This window comes from Streptomyces sp. NBC_00029 (assembly GCF_045160505.1).
GTDB lineage: Bacteria > Actinomycetota > Actinomycetes > Streptomycetales > Streptomycetaceae > Streptomyces.
The window spans coordinates 5,369,439-5,388,349 of the sequence record NZ_CP108292.1; the positions used below are offsets into that span (position 1 = coordinate 5,369,439).

The following is an 18,911-nucleotide window of genomic DNA, read 5'->3' on the forward strand; positions in this document are numbered from 1 at the left end:
GGCTGAACGGGCCCCTCGCCCCCTTCACAGGGTGGCGGGGGGCCCGTTTCCGTGTCGAGGGCCACATATCCCTTGACCGGGGCGATAAGGGCGCGCGTCGCGGCCGGTGGGGAACGTAGGGTCGCCCCTGGACCAAGTGATCTATCAAGGGGTGGGGATGCGCGTGTCCGCGTACCGGAGGAAGACCATCGGCGCCGCGCTGGCCGCCGTACTGCTCGTGGGCGGAGCCACGGCGTGCGAGAACGGCGGGAAGGACGGCGGGGGCAAGGCCGCGGCCCCGGGGGCGTCCGCGCAGCCGGAGCGGCCCGTGGCGGGCGGATCCGCCGCCGAGGCGCTCACGGCCGCGTACAAGAAGACCTCCGCGGCCAAGTCGGCCAAGATCCGCATGACCATGTCGATGCCCGCATCGGCGGGCGCCGGCGGAACCATGGAGATGACCGGCACCCAGGGCTGGAACCCGCAGGTCATGGACATCACCGTGAAGGGCGCGCCGACCCTGGGGGCCGGCAGCGAGTCCATGCGCATGATCATGTCGAACAACGTCATGTTCATGGAGGTGCCGAAGGACTCCCCGATGGCCGACGGCCTGGACGGCAAGCGCTGGATGAAGCTCGACATCACCGCCGCGGCGCAGGCTTCCGGCGACGCCGAGGCGATGAAGAAGCTCAGCGGCATGAACGCCATGGACGGCAACCAGGACCCGGCCAAGCAGCTCGCCCTGCTGCTCAGCTCGCCGAACGTGAAGCACCTCGGGGCCGAGAAGGTCGAGGGCACGGACGCCGAGCACTACAAGGGCACCTTGTCCTTCGAGGAGATGCTCGCTGCGAACGAGCCCTCCAAGGTGCTCTCGGAGGCCGAGCGCGCCGCGCTCGTGGAGGCCACGAAGAAGGCCGGCATCAAGGGCTACGACATGGACGTCTGGGTCAACAAGGACGGCTACCCGGTCCGGATGAAGGTCGCCATCGGGACGCCCCAGGGGACCATGAACATGGACGCCCACTACTCGGACTACGGCTCCGCGGCCACCGTCGCGACCCCGCCGGAGAACGAGACCTTCGACCTCTTCGCGATGCTCAAGGAGCTGGGCAAGACCGGCGCGGGGGCCTGACCGTCCCGCGCGCCCGGAGCCGTACGCAGTGCGGCACCCGCACGTCAGCAACACAGATCCACCCATGGGGGAGAACCGGATGCACAACGCTGTCCTGACCCGAGCCGGTATCGCGGCGGCGGGCACCGCACTGCTCGTGGGGGGCCTGACGGCCTGCGGCGGCGACAAGGCAGGCGAGGGCGCCGCACAGGCCGAGGGGGGCAGGACCGCGGACGCGAAGGCGCATTCCCCCGTGGAGGCGGTGAAGGCGGCCTACCTGAAGACGGTGGCCGCCAAGTTCGCCAAGGCGGAGCTGTCCATCGTCGGGTCCGACGGCAGGACCACGGGCCAGTCCGGCTCGAAGGGCTGGTACCCGGCCGGCCACGACCTGATCCTCAAGAGCGAGAAGCCCGACACCCGGTCGGTCATGATCGGCGACGTGATCTACAGCCAGCTGCGCGAGCCGGTCGAGGGCAAGAGCTGGATGAGCATGGACCTGGCCAAGGACGGCAAGCCGGGGGTCCGGCTCAACGACGACCCTGCCGAGTACCTCGCCATGCTGCTGGGCCAGGAGAAGCTCACGCACGTCGGCCCGGAGAAGACCGCCGACGGCATCGACGCCGAGCACTACAGGGGCAGCCTCACCAACGAGGACCTGATCAAGGCGGACGAGTCCACCAAGGCCATGTCGGAGGCGAACCGCCAGTACCTCCGCGAGGCCGTGAAGCACATCACGGCCTTCGAGGTGGACCTGTGGATCGGCAAGGACGGCTACCCCGTGCGCGCGGACACCGTGAGCACGGACGCCAAGGGCACGACGAGGACCACGGCGAAGTTCTCCGACTTCGGCGCGGTGGCCCCGGTCCAGGCCCCGCCGGCCGATCAGGTCATCTCCTTCGACGACCTGATGAAGGAGACCGACCGGAAGCTCAAGGAGGCCGACAAGACGCTCCGGGACGCCGGACTGGGCGGCCTGGACCTCGACTCCTGAGGCGATTTGCCTCGGCTGCACCCCTTCACGTAGTCTTCCCCAGAAGCCAAAGACCGCTGGTCGTTGCCGTGCCTGCAAGGGTGCGGTGGCCGAAGGATCCGCTGAATGCGGACGACCCGCGTAGGTGACTGTGGAAGGTTCCCGGAATTCGTTCCGGTTGAGCCACGCCCTGGCGCCTGCGCCGGGGCGTTTCTTATTTCAGCCCCTTCTGAGCGGTCCTCATCACCCGGAAGGAGGCGAACGCACCATGCCGACGCCCAACAAGGCTGCATCGGTAGCCGAGCTCAAGGACGCGTTCCAGAGCTCGAACGCCGCCGTGCTGACCGAGTACCGGGGTCTCACCGTCGCGCAGCTCAAGACGCTGCGTCGCTCCCTTGGTGAGAACGCCCAGTACGCCGTGGTGAAGAACACGCTGACCAAGATTGCGGCCAACCAGGCCGGGATCACCGCGCTGGACGAGCACTTCGCTGGTCCGACCGCGGTCGCCTTCATCACCGGTGACCCGGTGGAGTCGGCGAAGAGCCTGCGTGACTTCGCCAAGGAAAACCCCAACCTCATCATCAAGGCGGGTGTCCTTGATGGTAAGGCGCTCACCGCCGATGAGATCAAGAAGCTTGCGGACCTCGAGTCCCGCGAGGTTCTGCTCAGCAAGCTGGCCGGCGCGTTCAAGGGCAAGCAGTCTCAGGCTGCCTCGCTCTTCCAGGCGCTGCCGTCGAAGTTCGTCCGCACCGCGGAAGCGCTTCGCGTCAAGCTCGCCGAGCAGGGCGGTGCCGAGTAATTCGGCTCGCGCACTGATCCACGCCGCCTAGTGCGTGGGTCGTAGCGGGCCGTTACGCCCGCCTCTATATACATCCGGCACCTGCCGAATTAGTGGAAGGATCGCCCATCATGGCGAAGCTCTCTCAGGACGACCTCCTCGCCCAGTTCGAGGAGATGACCCTCATCGAGCTCTCCGAGTTCGTTAAGGCCTTCGAGGAGAAGTTCGACGTCACCGCCGCCGCGGCCGTCGCCGTTGCCGGCCCCGCCGCCGGTGGCGCTGCCCCCGAGGCCGCCGAGGAGCAGGACGAGTTCGACGTCATCCTCACCGGTGCCGGCGACAAGAAGATCCAGGTCATCAAGGTCGTGCGTGAGCTGACCTCCCTGGGCCTGAAGGAGGCCAAGGACCTCGTGGACGGCGCTCCGAAGCCGGTCCTCGAGAAGGTCGCCAAGGAGGCCGCCGAGAAGGCTGCCGAGTCCCTCAAGGCTGCCGGCGCGGCTGTCGAGGTCAAGTAACACCTCTGGGGCCTCTCTGAGGCCCCTTCCAAGGGCGATCACCCGTAAGGGTGGTCGCCCTTTGGCGTACCCGCAGTGCCTGACTTGCCCTGGTCTCGTTGGGGAGTAGGGTGATCATCGTTGCTTCGAAGCAGGGTCCCAAGATGATCCGCTCGGAGCAGGGGGCCTTGACGAACGGCACGCGGCGCGCAATTCTCAGACCCGTCGGGAGCTCGACCGCCTCGATCCGAGATCTGAGGCATGGATCGACTACGAAGAGGGCAGTACTGATACGCGCTCTGTGTACGAGGGCCGCAGCGTTGGACGCAGTGTTGAACGACATGGGGAAGGCCTGTTGCCGGTTTCCGGAGACCTGGTCTGGACATCAGTGAGCCGAGTGGCTACACTGACCCTTTGCGCTGCCTGTTAGCTGTCCCCTGCCCGTCGCCAGGGACATGCCCACGCTTGAGCACACTTGATTGATCCACCCTGACCTGGCCTTTTCGGTTGGATTTGGGGGGCTTGTCTTCTGTGTCTGCTGGGACCGGTACGCGCGTAGTGAGTCCGAGCCCTCGGAAGGACCCCCTCTTGGCCGCCTCGCGCAACGCCTCGACCAATACGAACAACGGTGCCAGCACCGCCCCGCTGCGCATCTCCTTTGCAAAGATCAAGGAGCCCCTCGAGGTTCCGAACCTCCTGGCGCTGCAGACCGAGAGCTTTGACTGGCTTCTCGGCAATGCCGCCTGGAAGTCTCGCGTCGAGTCGGCGCTTGAGAGTGGACAGGACGTCCCCACCAAGTCCGGTCTGGAAGAGATCTTCGAGGAGATCTCGCCGATCGAGGACTTCTCCGGGTCGATGTCGCTGACCTTCCGCGACCACCGTTTCGAGCCGGCGAAGAACTCTGTCGACGAGTGCAAGGAGCGCGACTTCACGTACGCGGCTCCGCTGTTCGTTACCGCCGAGTTCACGAACAACGAGACCGGAGAGATCAAGTCTCAGACGGTCTTCATGGGCGACTTCCCGCTCATGACCAACAAGGGCACCTTCGTCATCAACGGCACCGAGCGTGTCGTCGTGTCGCAGCTTGTCCGTTCCCCCGGTGTCTACTTCGACTCCTCCATCGACAAGACGTCCGACAAGGACATCTTCTCCGCCAAGATCATCCCTTCCCGGGGTGCCTGGCTGGAGATGGAGATCGACAAGCGCGACATGGTCGGCGTTCGCATCGACCGCAAGCGCAAGCAGTCCGTCACCGTCCTCCTGAAGGCTCTCGGCTGGACCACCGAGCAGATCCTCGAGGAGTTCGGCGAGTACGAGTCCATGCGCGCCACCCTGGAGAAGGACCACACCCAGGGCCAGGACGACGCGCTGCTCGACATCTACCGCAAGCTGCGCCCGGGCGAGCCGCCGACCCGCGAGGCCGCTCAGACGCTGCTCGAGAACCTCTACTTCAACCCGAAGCGCTACGACCTCGCCAAGGTCGGCCGCTACAAGGTGAACAAGAAGCTCGGCGCCGATGAGCCGCTCGACGCCGGTGTGCTCACCACCGACGACGTGATCGCGACCATCAAGTACCTGGTCAAGCTGCACGCCGGCGAGACCGAGACCACCGGTGAGTCCGGCCGTTCGATCGTCGTCGAGACCGACGACATCGACCACTTCGGCAACCGTCGTCTGCGCAACGTCGGCGAGCTCATCCAGAACCAGGTCCGCACGGGTCTGGCTCGTATGGAGCGCGTCGTCCGCGAGCGCATGACGACTCAGGACGTCGAGGCCATCACGCCGCAGACCCTGATCAACATCCGGCCGGTCGTCGCCTCCATCAAGGAGTTCTTCGGCACCAGCCAGCTGTCGCAGTTCATGGACCAGAACAACCCGCTCTCGGGCCTGACCCACAAGCGCCGCCTGTCGGCGCTGGGCCCCGGCGGTCTGTCCCGTGAGCGGGCCGGCTTCGAGGTCCGTGACGTTCACCCGTCGCACTACGGCCGCATGTGCCCGATCGAGACCCCTGAAGGCCCGAACATCGGTCTGATCGGCTCGCTCGCGTCCTACGGCCGCGTCAACGCGTTCGGTTTCGTCGAGACCCCGTACCGCAAGGTCATCGACGGTGTCGTCACCGACGAGGTCGACTACCTCACGGCCGACGAGGAAGACCGCTTCGTCATCGCCCAGGCCAACGCCGGCCTGTCCGACGACATGCGCTTCACCGAGAACCGCGTGCTGGTGCGCCGTCGTGGCGGCGAGATCGACTACATCGCCGGCGACGACGTCGACTACATGGACGTCTCCCCGCGCCAGATGGTGTCCGTCGCGACCGCGATGATCCCCTTCCTGGAGCACGACGACGCCAACCGTGCCCTCATGGGCGCGAACATGATGCGCCAGGCCGTTCCGCTCATCAAGGCGGAGGCCCCGCTGGTGGGCACCGGCATGGAGTACCGCTGTGCGGTCGACGCCGGTGACTCGATCCGTGCGGAGAAGGACGGTGTCGTCCAGGAGGTCTCGGCCGACTACATCACCGTCGCCAACGACGACGGCACGTACACCACGTACCGCGTCGCCAAGTTCTCCCGCTCGAACCAGGGCACCTCGGTCAACCAGAAGGTCATCGTCAACGAGGGTGACCGGATCATCGAGTCCCAGGTCCTCGCCGACGGTCCCGCGACCGAAGAGGGCGAAATGGCCCTCGGCAAGAACCTGCTCGTCGCGTTCATGCCCTGGGAAGGTCACAACTACGAGGACGCGATCATCCTGTCGCAGCGCCTCGTGCAGGACGACGTCCTCTCCTCGATCCACATCGAGGAGCACGAGGTCGACGCCCGTGACACCAAGCTGGGCCCCGAGGAGATCACCCGGGACATCCCGAACGTCTCCGAGGAGGTCCTGGCGGACCTCGACGAGCGCGGCATCATCCGCATCGGTGCGGACGTCGTCGCCGGCGACATCTTGGTCGGCAAGGTCACGCCCAAGGGTGAGACCGAGCTGACCCCGGAGGAGCGCCTGCTCCGCGCGATCTTCGGTGAGAAGGCCCGCGAGGTGCGTGACACCTCGCTCAAGGTCCCTCACGGTGAGATCGGCAAGGTCATCGGTGTCCGCGTCTTCGACCGCGAGGAGGGCGACGAGCTTCCTCCGGGCGTGAACCAGCTGGTCCGCGTCTACGTCGCCCAGAAGCGCAAGATCACCGACGGCGACAAGCTCGCCGGCCGCCACGGCAACAAGGGCGTCATCTCCAAGATCCTTCCGATCGAGGACATGCCCTTCCTGGAAGACGGCACGCCGGTCGACATCATCCTCAACCCGCTGGGTGTCCCGTCCCGAATGAACCCGGGACAGGTCCTGGAGATCCACCTCGGCTGGCTCGCCAGCCGCGGCTGGGACGTCTCCGGGCTCGGCGAGGAGTGGGCCGAGCGTCTGAAGGTCATCGGGGCCGACCGTGTCGAGCCCGGTACCAACGTCGCCACCCCCGTGTTCGACGGTGCCCGCGAGGATGAGCTCGCAGGCCTCTTCGAGCACACCATCCCGAACCGCGACGGTGACCGCCTGGTCCTCCCGTCCGGCAAGGCGCGTCTGTTCGACGGCCGCTCCGGCGAGCCGTTCCCGGACCCGATCTCGATCGGGTACATGTACATCCTCAAGCTCCACCACCTGGTCGACGACAAGCTCCACGCTCGGTCGACCGGTCCGTACTCGATGATCACGCAGCAGCCGCTGGGTGGTAAGGCGCAGTTCGGTGGCCAGCGCTTCGGTGAGATGGAGGTGTGGGCGCTCGAGGCTTATGGCGCCGCTTACGCCCTCCAGGAGCTGCTGACCATCAAGTCCGACGACGTCACCGGCCGCGTGAAGGTCTACGAGGCCATCGTCAAGGGCGAGAACATCCCCGAGCCGGGCATTCCCGAGTCCTTCAAGGTGCTCATCAAGGAAATGCAGTCGCTCTGCCTCAACGTGGAGGTGCTGTCCTCGGACGGCATGTCCATCGAGATGCGCGACACCGACGAGGACGTCTTCCGCGCGGCGGAGGAGCTCGGTATCGACCTGTCCCGGCGCGAGCCGAGCAGCGTCGAAGAGGTCTGACGGGCCTGACGGGGGGCTCGCTCAAGAGCCCCCCGTCATCCCCGGGACCGTTCAGACCATGATTGAGACTCGACCCCGAAAGAGGGATTGACGCACAGTGCTCGACGTCAACTTCTTCGACGAGCTGCGGATCGGCCTTGCCACCGCGGACGACATCCGAACCTGGTCGCACGGCGAGGTCAAGAAGCCGGAGACCATCAACTACCGCACCCTCAAGCCCGAGAAGGACGGACTCTTCTGCGAGAAGATCTTCGGTCCTACCCGGGACTGGGAGTGCTACTGCGGTAAGTACAAGCGTGTCCGCTTCAAGGGCATCATCTGTGAGCGTTGTGGCGTCGAGGTCACGCGCGCCAAGGTGCGCCGTGAGCGGATGGGCCACATCGAGCTTGCCGCTCCCGTCACCCACATCTGGTACTTCAAGGGCGTCCCGTCGCGCCTCGGATACCTGCTGGACCTCGCGCCGAAGGACCTCGAGAAGGTCATCTACTTCGCCGCGTACATGATCACGTTCGTCGACGACGAGCGCCGCACCCGCGACCTCCCGTCGCTGGAGGCGCACGTCTCCGTCGAGCGCCAGCAGATCGAGAACCGCCGTGACGCGGACCTCGAAGGCCGGGCCAAGAAGCTCGAGACCGACCTGGGCGAGCTCGAGGCCGAGGGCGCGAAGGCCGACGTACGCCGCAAGGTGCGCGAAGGTGCCGAGCGCGAGATGAAGCAGCTCCGTGACCGCGCCCAGCGCGAGATCGACCGCCTCGACGAGGTGTGGGCCCGCTTCAAGAACCTCAAGGTCCAGGACCTGGAGGGCGACGAGCTCCTGTACCGCGAGCTGCGTGACCGCTTCGGCACGTACTTCGACGGCTGCATGGGCGCCGCCGCGCTGCAGAAGCGCCTGGAGTCCTTCGACCTCGAGGAGGAGGCCGAGCGCCTCCGCGAGATCATCCGTACCGGCAAGGGCCAGAAGAAGACCCGTGCGCTCAAGCGCCTCAAGGTCGTCTCCGCGTTCCTGCAGACCAGCAACAAGCCCAAGGGCATGGTTCTGGACTGCGTGCCGGTGATCCCGCCGGACCTGCGTCCGATGGTGCAGCTGGACGGTGGCCGCTTCGCGACCTCCGACCTGAACGACCTGTACCGCCGCGTGATCAACCGCAACAACCGTCTGAAGCGTCTCCTCGACCTCGGTGCCCCCGAGATCATCGTGAACAACGAGAAGCGCATGCTTCAGGAGGCCGTGGACGCCCTCTTCGACAACGGTCGTCGTGGTCGTCCGGTGACCGGTCCCGGCAACCGTCCCCTGAAGTCCCTCAGCGACATGCTGAAGGGCAAGCAGGGTCGATTCCGCCAGAACCTTCTCGGTAAGCGTGTGGACTACTCCGCGCGTTCCGTGATCGTCGTCGGTCCGCAGCTGAAGCTGCACCAGTGCGGCCTGCCCAAGGCCATGGCACTGGAGCTCTTCAAGCCGTTCGTGATGAAGCGCCTGGTCGACCTGAACCACGCGCAGAACATCAAGAGCGCCAAGCGGATGGTCGAGCGCGGCCGCACGGTCGTCTACGACGTCCTCGAAGAGGTCATCGCCGAGCACCCGGTTCTGCTGAACCGTGCGCCCACGCTGCACCGCCTCGGCATCCAGGCCTTCGAGCCCCAGCTGGTCGAAGGCAAGGCCATCCAGATCCACCCGCTCGTCTGCACCGCGTTCAACGCGGACTTCGACGGTGACCAGATGGCCGTGCACCTGCCGCTCTCCGCGGAGGCGCAGGCCGAGGCCCGCATCCTGATGCTGTCCTCGAACAACATCCTCAAGCCGGCCGACGGCCGTCCGGTCACGATGCCGACCCAGGACATGGTCCTCGGTCTGTTCTTCCTGACCACCGACGGTGAGCTCCGTGACACCAAGGGCGAGGGCCGCGCGTTCGGCTCCACGGCCGAGGCGACCATGGCGTTCGACAACGGCGAGCTCGCGCTGCAGTCGTCCGTCGACATCCGCTTCCCGGTGGGCACCATCCCGCCGCGCGGCTGGGTGCCGCCGGTCGCCGAAGAGGGCGAGCAGGAGTTCCAGCCGGGCGACAGCTTCCGTCTGAAGACGACCCTGGGTCGCGCGCTCTTCAACGAGCTGCTGCCCGAGGACTACCCGTTCGTCGACTACTCGGTGGGCAAGAAGCAGCTCTCCGAGATCGTCAACGACCTGGCGGAGCGCTACCCCAAGGTCATCGTGGCGGCGACGCTCGACAACCTGAAGGCGGCCGGCTTCCACTGGGCGACCCGTTCGGGCGTCACCGTGGCCATCTCCGACGTCGTCGTGCCCGAGGCCAAGAAGGCCATCGTCGCGGGCTACGAGGCGATGGACGAGAAGGTCCAGAAGCAGTACGAGCGCGGTCTGATCACCAAGGACGAGCGCACGCAGGAGCTCATCGCGATCTGGACCAAGGCGACCAACGAGGTTGCCGAGGCGATGAACGCGAACTTCCCCAAGACGAACCCCATCTTCATGATGGTTGACTCGGGTGCCCGAGGAAACATGATGCAGATGCGACAGATCGCCGGTATGCGTGGTCTGGTGTCGAACGCGAAGAACGAGACCATCCCGCGTCCGATCAAGGCGTCCTTCCGTGAGGGCCTCACCGTTCTGGAGTACTTCATCTCCACGCACGGTGCCCGTAAGGGTCTGGCGGACACCGCCCTGCGTACCGCCGACTCGGGTTACCTGACCCGTCGTCTGGTGGACGTCTCGCAGGACGTGATCATCCGCGAGGAGGACTGTGGCACCGAGCGCGGTCTGAAGCTGAAGATCGCCGTTCGCGGCGAGGACGGCGTGCTGCGCAAGGCCGACGACGTCGAGACCTCGATCTACGCCCGCATGCTGGCCGAGGACGTCGTCATCGACGGCAAGGTCATCGCGCCGGCCAACGTCGACCTCGGTGACGTGCTCATCGACGCCCTGGTCGCCAACGGCGTCGAGGAGGTCAAGACCCGTTCGGTCCTGACCTGTGAGTCCGCGGTCGGCACCTGTGCCTTCTGCTACGGACGCTCGCTCGCCACCGGCAAGCTGGTCGACATCGGTGAGGCGGTCGGCATCATCGCCGCCCAGTCCATCGGTGAGCCCGGTACCCAGCTGACGATGCGTACCTTCCACACCGGTGGTGTGGCCGGTGACGACATCACGCAGGGTCTGCCGCGTGTCGTCGAGCTCTTCGAGGCCCGTACCCCGAAGGGTGTCGCCCCGATCTCCGAGGCCGCCGGCCGCGTGCGGATCGAGGAGACCGAGAAGACGAAGAAGATCGTCATCACGCCCGACGACGGCAGCGACGAGACGGCGTTCCCGATCTCGAAGCGCGCCAAGGTCATCGTGCACGAGGGCGACCACGTCGAGGTGGGCCAGAAGCTCACCATGGGTGCCACCAACCCGCACGACGTGCTGCGCATCCTCGGTCAGCGTGCCGTCCAGGTCCACCTGGTCGGCGAAGTCCAGAAGGTCTACAACTCGCAGGGCGTGTCGATCCACGACAAGCACATCGAGATCATCATCCGGCAGATGCTGCGCCGCGTGACGATCATCGAGTCCGGCGACGCGGAGCTCCTGCCGGGCGAGCTGGTCGAGCGGTCGAAGTTCGAGACCGAGAACCGTCGTGTGGTCACCGAGGGCGGTCACCCCGCCTCCGGCCGTCCGCAGCTGATGGGTATCACCAAGGCCTCGCTGGCGACGGAATCCTGGCTGTCGGCCGCCTCCTTCCAGGAGACGACCCGAGTCCTGACGGATGCGGCGATCAACGCCAAGTCCGACAGCCTCATCGGCCTCAAGGAGAACGTCATCATCGGTAAGCTCATCCCGGCCGGTACGGGCCTCGCCCGCTACCGCAACATCCGGGTGGAGCCCACCGAGGAAGCCAAGGCAGCGATGTACTCGGCCGTCGGTTACGACGACATCGACTACTCGCCCTTCGGCTCCGGCTCCGGCCAGGCGGTCCCGCTGGAGGACTACGACTACGGCCCGTACAACGGCTAAGAGCTCGTAAGAAGAAGCCCCCCGCTGCTCCGAGAGGAGCGGCGGGGGGCTTCTTCGTTCCTGCGGGGTCGCGGCGGGGGTTCAGACGCGGTGGCTGCGGCGGAGGGTTGTGGATTTGACGCCGATCAGGAGCATCAGGGCCAGGGTGGCGCCCGCGAGGCCCGGGGTGAGGCCCTTCGGGGTGAAGGTGCAGGAGAAGGCGTCCGTGCCCGCGGGGAGGTCCACGGCCAGGAGGCCGTGGAAGGGCTTCAGGGGGGCCGAGCAGTGCCAGCCCGGGATGGCGGTGGTCGCGATGACGGCCGTCCCGCCGGCGGGCGTGGGGAGGGTGGCTCCGATCGTGTGGCTGCCCGGGCGGACCGAGGTGGCGCCGGTGGTGGTGAGGTGGCGGACGACGGTGTCGAGCGCCGGGCGGTCCAGGCAGCCGAGCGGGTGCTCGCCCGCGTACGCGTCCTTCGTACGGGTCTGCACGGTGACGTCGACCCGGCCCGAGGCGGGGACCGGGCCCAGCGGGGTCACGCCGGTCGTCCGGGACTGCACCGGCTCCCGCGTACCGCCGGCGCGGACCGTGCCGTAGAGGGCGGGGGAGTACCAGTAGGCCTCGGAGCCGGGGGTGCACCGGGCGGCGTACGTCGGCCGGGTGGCGGTGCCGCCGCGGGTGACCGGCGGGACCTGGTAGACGGTGGCGCCCAGGACGTTCTCCTGGCGGGCGTAGACGCTGTCCGCCGGGTTGGGAGAGGTGTACGGGCCGGTGCGGACGGTGACCAGCGGGGGCGCGGGGAACTTCGAGGCCGTCCAGCTGCCCGGGGCGGTCCCGGGGCGGACCCGGGCGCCGATGGAGAAGATCGCGTCCAGTACCGGGTTGGCGGCGCCGAAGAAGGTCCGGCCGTCGTTCTTGAAGCCGTATCCGAGGGGCTCCAGGGCCCGGTAGGTGGCCTCGGGGAGGTAGCTGCTGTAGTACTGCGGGCCCTCCGCCCGCAGCGCCAGGGCGTCGTTGTGAGAGCTCTGGGGGGCGCCCGAGTCGGTCCGGTACGCGGGCCAGCCCGCCACCTTGCGGACGGCCTCGAAGTGGTTGCCGATCGACCGGCTGGAGGTGGTGACGGGCTTGGCCCAGCGCTCGCGGGCCCGGCGGGCGTCCGCGCCCGCCGCGGCGACCGTGGACTCGGCGAACACGACGCCGATCATCAGGGCGGCGGCCACCGGGATCAGGAACCGGCGCTTCTCGCCGAGCCGCAGCAGGACCAGGGCCAGCAGGGAGACCGAGCCGCCGCCGAGCACGGCCGGCCAGGTCCAGCCGCCGAAGTCGTCGGTGCGCCTCAGTACGCAGGTGGCCGCCACCAGCAGGGCCAGGGCCAGGGCCAGGTGCCGCGGGCGCGGCCGGTTGGCCAGCGCCAGCCAGGCCACGATCACCACCATCGCGCTGAAGACGAAGGTCTCGCGGTACGGGTTTCCGTTCGGCACCGCCAGCCCGTGCCAGACGAACTGCGTGGGCGGGAACTGGAACGAGGCGGCCACGAGCACGATCGCGGCCGCCCACACCAGTCGGGTCCGCCTCGCCACGCCGGTGTTGAGCACGAAGGCGCCGGCCAGGATCAGCCCCAGCGAGGCGACGTAGAGCCGCGGGCGGCCGCCCCACAGGTGCGTGGCCGGGAGCATGCCGGAGAGGAAGACCTCGATCCGTACGGGGTCGAAGGCGGCGGCCCTCGTCGGCTGCGCGGCCCCGCTGGACAGGAACGACGGCAGGAGGAGGGGCAGGGTGAGCAGGATCCCGGTGGCGGCGCCCGTCGCGGCACGCCACAGCGCGCGCAGCTTTCCCCGGACTCCGTCCGGGGGGACCCCCAGCCGGCCCGTCATGTCGCGGGTGATCATGCGGATGGCCAGCAGGATGCAGGCGGCCATCGTGGCCATCATTGCGGTGTAGAAGTTCCCGAGCCAGGCGAGCGCGACCAGCAGGGCCACGCCCGGCCAGCGGCGCTCCTGCAGGCACCACTCGACGGCGATGCCGAGCATCGGCAGCGCCACCAGGCCCCACAGCCACATGGGGACGTACGAGGCGTCGCTGAGCGCCCACCCGCACAGGCCGTACGTCGCTCCGAGCACGCCCCGCTGCCACCACGGGCCGGGATTCAGCATTCCGAGGTACACGGTCATCACGGCGGCGGCGGTGCCCATGGTGACCGGGGTGATCGCGAACACGGCGAGGTCCACGTGCTCGCGCGGGACGAGGACGGCCGTCCAGGAGAAGGGATTGCCGAGGTAGGTGTGGTAGTCGGACAGGAACTGCTGGCCGAAGCCGCCCCGCCAGGTGAAGAGCAGGTCCCCGGCGGCCCGCCCGTGGACGAGGTCCCACAGCGCCCGGTGGAAGGGCACGTACTGGTTGGCCTGGTCGTTCAGGGCCCGGCCGGTGTCGCCGAAGGGGTAGGTGCCACGTGCCACCCAGGCCGCGCACAAGGCGCCCGAGGTGAGAAGGAAGGCCAGCAGGGGACCGCGGGAACGGGCGGCCCGGCGGGTGGCCGGGCGGCGCGGGACCGGCCGGCCGGGGGCCGGAGGGCGGGCGTCGACTGTGGTCGGCTCGGGTGCCACGGTCCCCAATGTCCTGCTCCCTGCTGATCGACTGGCGAGCGTCCCGCGAGCGGGCAATGCGTCAGCTTAGGGCGCCGGGCCTGGGGGGACGGGCGATCGGGCCGCTCCCCACTTGCGCGCGGCGGGTTTTCGTGCTGGGCATTTGTTTTGACCTACCTCTGTGAGGTAGGTACGCTCTGACCTTGTGCCTGGGGTGTGCCCTGGGCTCCCGCGTGTGCGTAAGACCCCGCGGAGAGCCGAGAAGACCACACCGCAATCTGCGCCTGCCTCACTTCGGTGAGAGCGTTGCAGTGTTCGACACACCCGACCGCGTGGGTCGGGGAAGTTCCAGGTTAGTTTCACTACACGGCACACAGAAACCGGAGAAGTAGTGCCTACGATCCAGCAGCTGGTCCGTAAGGGCCGGCAGGACAAGGTCGAGAAGACAAAGACCCCCGCGCTCGAGGCTTCGCCCCAGCGTCGCGGCGTCTGCACGCGTGTGTTCACGACCACCCCGAAGAAGCCGAACTCGGCGCTCCGTAAGGTCGCGCGTGTGCGTCTGACCTCCGGCATCGAGGTCACCGCTTACATTCCGGGTGAGGGACACAACCTGCAGGAGCACTCGATCGTGCTCGTGCGTGGTGGCCGTGTGAAGGACCTGCCGGGTGTTCGTTACAAGATCATCCGCGGTGCGCTTGACACCCAGGCTGTCAAGAACCGCAAGCAGGCCCGCAGCCGCTACGGCGCCAAGAAGGAGAAGTAAGAATGCCTCGTAAGGGCCCCGCCCCGAAGCGCCCGGTCATCATCGACCCGGTCTACGCATCTCCTCTGGTGACGTCGCTCATCAACAAGATCCTCCTGAACGGCAAGCGCTCCACCGCCGAGCGCATCGTTTACGGCGCCATGGAAGGCCTCCGCGAGAAGACCGGCAACGACCCGGTCATCACGCTGAAGCGCGCGCTGGAGAACGTCAAGCCGTCCCTCGAGGTCAAGTCCCGCCGTGTCGGTGGCGCGACCTACCAGGTCCCCGTCGAGGTCAAGCCGGGTCGCCAGTCGACCCTGGCCCTCCGCTGGCTCGTGGGTTACTCCCGCGCCCGTCGTGAGAAGACCATGACCGAGCGCCTCATGAACGAGCTGCTCGACGCCTCCAACGGTCTTGGCGCTGCCGTCAAGAAGCGCGAGGACACGCACAAGATGGCCGAGTCCAACAAGGCCTTCGCGCACTACCGCTGGTAGTCCCACCCCACATCGAGACCGAGAGAAGACCGAAGCCTTATGGCTACCACTTCGCTTGACCTGGCCAAGGTCCGCAACATCGGGATCATGGCCCACATCGACGCGGGCAAGACGACCACCACCGAGCGCATCCTGTTCTACACCGGTGTGTCGTACAAGATCGGTGAGGTCCACGACGGCGCCGCCACGATGGACTGGATGGAGCAGGAGCAGGAGCGTGGTATCACCATCACGTCTGCCGCGACGACCTGCCACTGGCCCCTCGAAGACGTTGACCACACGATCAACATCATCGACACCCCGGGTCACGTCGACTTCACCGTCGAGGTGGAGCGTTCGCTCCGCGTCCTCGACGGCGCCGTCACCGTCTTCGACGGTGTCGCCGGCGTCGAGCCGCAGTCCGAGACCGTTTGGCGTCAGGCGGACCGCTACGGCGTGCCGCGCATCTGCTTCGTCAACAAGCTCGACCGCACCGGCGCCGAGTTCCACCGCTGCGTCGACATGATCAAGGACCGCCTCGGTGCGGTTCCGATCGTCATGCAGCTCCCCATCGGTGCCGAGGCCGACTTCCAGGGTGTCGTCGACCTCGTCACGATGAAGGCGTTCGTCTGGTCCGCCGAGGCGACCAAGGGCGAGATGTACGACATCGTCGACATCCCGGCCACGCACGCCGAGGCCGCTGAAGAGTGGCGCGGCAAGCTGGTCGAGACCGTCGCCGAGAACGACGACGAGGTCATGGAGCTCTTCCTGAACGGCGACGAGCCGTCCGTGGAGCAGCTGCACGCCGCCGTCCGTCGCATCATCCTCGGCTCCGGCAAGGGCAAGGGCGAGCCCACGATCACCGCGGTGTTCTGTGGCACGGCGTTCAAGAACAAGGGCGTTCAGCCCCTGCTCGACGCTGTCGTCCGCTACCTGCCGTCGCCGCTGGACATCGAGGCCATCGAGGGCCACGACGTCCGCGACGCCGAGACGGTCGTGAAGCGCAAGCCGTCCGACGAGGAGCCCCTCGCCGCGCTCGCGTTCAAGATCATGCGCGACCCGCACCTCGGCAAGCTCACCTTCGTCCGGGTTTACTCGGGCCGCCTGGAGGCCGGCACTGCGGTGCTGAACTCCGTCAAGGGCAAGAAGGAGCGCATCGGCAAGATCTACCGCATGCACGCGAACAAGCGTGAGGAGATCGCCGCGGTGGGCGCCGGTGACATCGTCGCCGTCATGGGCCTGAAGCAGACCACCACCGGTGAGACGCTGTGTGACGACAAGGCACCCGTGATCCTGGAGTCCATGGACTTCCCGGCTCCGGTCATCCAGGTCGCCATCGAGCCCAAGTCCAAGGGTGACCAGGAGAAGCTGGGTGTCGCCATCCAGTCTCTCGCGGAGGAGGACCCCTCCTTCCACGTTCACTCGGACGAGGAGACCGGCCAGACCATCCTCGGCGGTATGGGCGAGCTGCACCTCGAGGTGCTGGTCGACCGTATGAAGCGCGAGTTCAAGGTCGAGGCCAACGTCGGCAAGCCGCAGGTCGCGTACCGCGAGACGATCCGCAAGACCGTCGAGCGTCACGACTACACCCACAAGAAGCAGACCGGTGGTACCGGTCAGTTCGCCAAGGTGCAGATCGCGATCGAGCCGATCACCGAGTCGGACGGCCCGGCGTACGAGTTCGTGAACAAGGTCACCGGTGGCCGCATCCCGAGGGAGTACATCCCCTCGGTCGACGCCGGTGCGCAGGAAGCCATGCAGTTCGGCATCCTGGCCGGCTACGAGATGACCGGCGTCCGCGTCATTCTTCTCGACGGTGGCTACCACGAGGTCGACTCCTCGGAGCTCGCCTTCAAGATCGCCGGTTCGCAGGCCTTCAAGGAGGCCGCGCGCAAGGCTTCCCCCGTACTGCTCGAGCCGATGATGTCCGTTGAGGTCACCACGCCCGAGGAGTCCATGGGCGACGTCATCGGTGACATCAACTCCCGCCGTGGCCAGATCCAGGCCATGGAGGAGCGTCACGGCGCGCGTCTCGTGAAGGGCCTCGTGCCGCTTTCGGAGATGTTCGGCTACGTCGGAGACCTCCGCAGCAAGACCTCGGGTCGCGCCAGCTACTCGATGCAGTTCGACTCCTACGCCGAGGTTCCCCGGAACGTCGCCGAGGAGATCATCGCGAAGGCCAAGGGCGAGTAACTCTTCCGAGTACACGCTTTAGGCTTGTCACCGGAGCCTCTGGGGCAACAGGAGCAACCCTCCGTTGCCCCGGGGGAACCGGCTTTCCAGCAAAGATCACCTGGCGCCGATGAGTAAGGCGTACAGAACCACTCTCCAGGAGGACCCCGTGGCGAAGGCGAAGTTCGAGCGGACTAAGCCGCACGTCAACATCGGCACCATCGGTCACATTGACCACGGTAAGACGACCCTCACGGCCGCCATTACCAAGGTGCTGCACGACGCGTACCCGGACCTGAACGAGGCCTCGGCCTTCGACCAGATCGACAAGGCTCCTGAGGAGCGCCAGCGCGGTATCACCATCTCGATCGCGCACGTCGAGTACCAGACCGAGGCGCGTCACTACGCCCACGTCGACTGCCCGGGTCACGCCGACTACATCAAGAACATGATCACCGGTGCCGCGCAGATGGACGGCGCGATCCTCGTGGTCGCCGCCACCGACGGCCCGATGCCGCAGACCAAGGAGCACGTGCTCCTGGCCCGCCAGGTCGGCGTCCCCTACATCGTTGTCGCCCTGAACAAGGCCGACATGGTGGACGACGAGGAGATCCTGGAGCTCGTCGAGCTCGAGGTCCGTGAGCTGCTCTCCGAGTACGAGTTCCCGGGCGACGACCTTCCGGTCGTCCGCGTCTCCGCGCTGAAGGCGCTCGAGGGCGACAAGGAGTGGGGCGAGAAGCTTCTCGGCCTCATGTCCGCCGTCGACGAGGCCATCCCGACCCCGCCGCGTGACACCGAGATGCCGTTCCTCATGCCCGTCGAGGACGTCTTCACGATCACCGGTCGCGGTACCGTCGTCACCGGCCGTATCGAGCGTGGTGTCCTGAAGGTCAACGAGACCGTCGACATCATCGGTATCAAGGAGACCAAGACCACCACCACGGTCACCGGTATCGAGATGTTCCGCAAGCTCCTCGACGAGGGCCAGGCGGGCGAGAACGTCGGTCTGCTCCTCCGTGGCATCAAGCGCGAGGACGTCGAGCGCGGCCAGGTCATCATCAAGCCCGGTTCGGTCACCCCGCACACCGAGTTCGAGGCCCAGGCCTACATCCTGTCGAAGGACGAGGGTGGCCGTCACACCCCGTTCTTCAACAACTACCGTCCGCAGTTCTACTTCCGTACCACGGACGTCACGGGTGTCGTCACCCTGCCGGCCGGCACGGAGATGGTCATGCCGGGCGACAACACCGAGATGACGGTCGCGCTGATCCAGCCGGTCGCCATGGAGGAGGGCCTGAAGTTCGCCATCCGTGAGGGTGGTCGTACCGTGGGCGCCGGCCAGGTCACCAAGATCACGAAGTAATTTCGTGCTCTGACCTGGTAGCTCGTTCTGCGAGCACCAAGTTGCACTGAAGGGCCCCGGCCCATCGCCTCGGCGGTGGGACGGGGCCCTTCGGCTTGTCCGGGCCGAATGTCGGAGCCGCATGTCCGGGCCCTCCGTACGTCCGTACCGGCGGGGGCGCGGGAACGCGTGAGGGCCGCACCCCGTCCGGGGTGCGGCCCTCACG

General features: G+C 67.1%; 11 protein-coding genes. 10 read left to right on the plus strand and 1 reads right to left on the minus strand.

All coding sequences use genetic code 11. From position 1 onward, the window contains the following. Positions 1 to 157: 157 nt before the first annotated feature. The 6 genes from OG753_RS25200 (at position 158) to OG753_RS25225 (ending at position 11,397) form a co-directional block, all read left to right on the plus strand. Positions 158 to 1,108, plus strand: coding sequence for a hypothetical protein (locus tag OG753_RS25200; RefSeq protein WP_327263973.1), 951 nt, complete (start codon positions 158 to 160; stop codon positions 1,106 to 1,108). Positions 1,109 to 1,187: 79 nt separating this feature from the next. Next, the gene (locus OG753_RS25205; RefSeq protein WP_405790225.1) at positions 1,188 to 2,078 is read left to right on the plus strand and encodes a hypothetical protein; all 891 of its coding nucleotides are present in this window, start codon (positions 1,188 to 1,190) and stop codon (positions 2,076 to 2,078) included. A 247-nt stretch (positions 2,079 to 2,325) separates the two neighbouring features. Next, positions 2,326 to 2,856, plus strand: a complete 531-nt coding sequence (rplJ, locus tag OG753_RS25210) for a 50S ribosomal protein L10 (RefSeq protein WP_099889951.1) — start codon at positions 2,326 to 2,328, stop codon at positions 2,854 to 2,856. 110 nt (positions 2,857 to 2,966) lie between these two features. After that, positions 2,967 to 3,350 (plus strand): 50S ribosomal protein L7/L12, encoded by a 384-nt coding sequence (gene rplL / locus OG753_RS25215; protein WP_327263975.1) that lies wholly within the window; start codon positions 2,967 to 2,969, stop codon positions 3,348 to 3,350. Positions 3,351 to 3,917: 567 nt separating this feature from the next. Then, a complete protein-coding gene (gene rpoB / locus OG753_RS25220) occupies positions 3,918 to 7,400 on the plus strand; it encodes a DNA-directed RNA polymerase subunit beta (protein WP_405790228.1) in 3,483 nt (1,160 codons plus the stop codon). 97 nt (positions 7,401 to 7,497) lie between these two features. Then, on the plus strand, positions 7,498 to 11,397 hold the full coding sequence (locus tag OG753_RS25225; RefSeq protein WP_030388876.1) for a DNA-directed RNA polymerase subunit beta': 3,900 nt from the start codon (positions 7,498 to 7,500) through the stop codon (positions 11,395 to 11,397). An 81-nt stretch (positions 11,398 to 11,478) separates the two neighbouring features. On the opposite strand, the gene OG753_RS25230 is transcribed toward OG753_RS25225, so the two are convergent. Next, on the minus strand, positions 11,479 to 13,977 hold the full coding sequence (locus tag OG753_RS25230) for a YfhO family protein (RefSeq protein ID WP_405790230.1): 2,499 nt from the start codon (positions 13,975 to 13,977) through the stop codon (positions 11,479 to 11,481). Positions 13,978 to 14,347: 370 nt separating this feature from the next. On the opposite strand from OG753_RS25230, the gene rpsL reads away from it, so the two are divergent. From rpsL to tuf, 4 genes are all read left to right on the plus strand, one after another. Beyond that, entirely contained in the window at positions 14,348 to 14,719 is a 372-nt protein-coding gene (rpsL, locus tag OG753_RS25235; protein WP_007265893.1) for a 30S ribosomal protein S12, read from the plus strand. A 2-nt stretch (positions 14,720 to 14,721) separates the two neighbouring features. Continuing rightward, complete coding sequence (rpsG, locus tag OG753_RS25240; protein WP_007265894.1) at positions 14,722 to 15,192, plus strand: 30S ribosomal protein S7; 471 nt, start codon at positions 14,722 to 14,724, stop codon at positions 15,190 to 15,192. A 39-nt stretch (positions 15,193 to 15,231) separates the two neighbouring features. Continuing rightward, the gene (fusA, locus tag OG753_RS25245; RefSeq protein WP_327263978.1) at positions 15,232 to 17,364 is read left to right on the plus strand and encodes an elongation factor G; all 2,133 of its coding nucleotides are present in this window, start codon (positions 15,232 to 15,234) and stop codon (positions 17,362 to 17,364) included. Positions 17,365 to 17,512: 148 nt separating this feature from the next. Continuing rightward, entirely contained in the window at positions 17,513 to 18,706 is a 1,194-nt protein-coding gene (tuf, locus tag OG753_RS25250) for an elongation factor Tu (protein WP_327263979.1), read from the plus strand. The last annotated feature ends 205 nt before the right edge of the window (positions 18,707 to 18,911 follow it).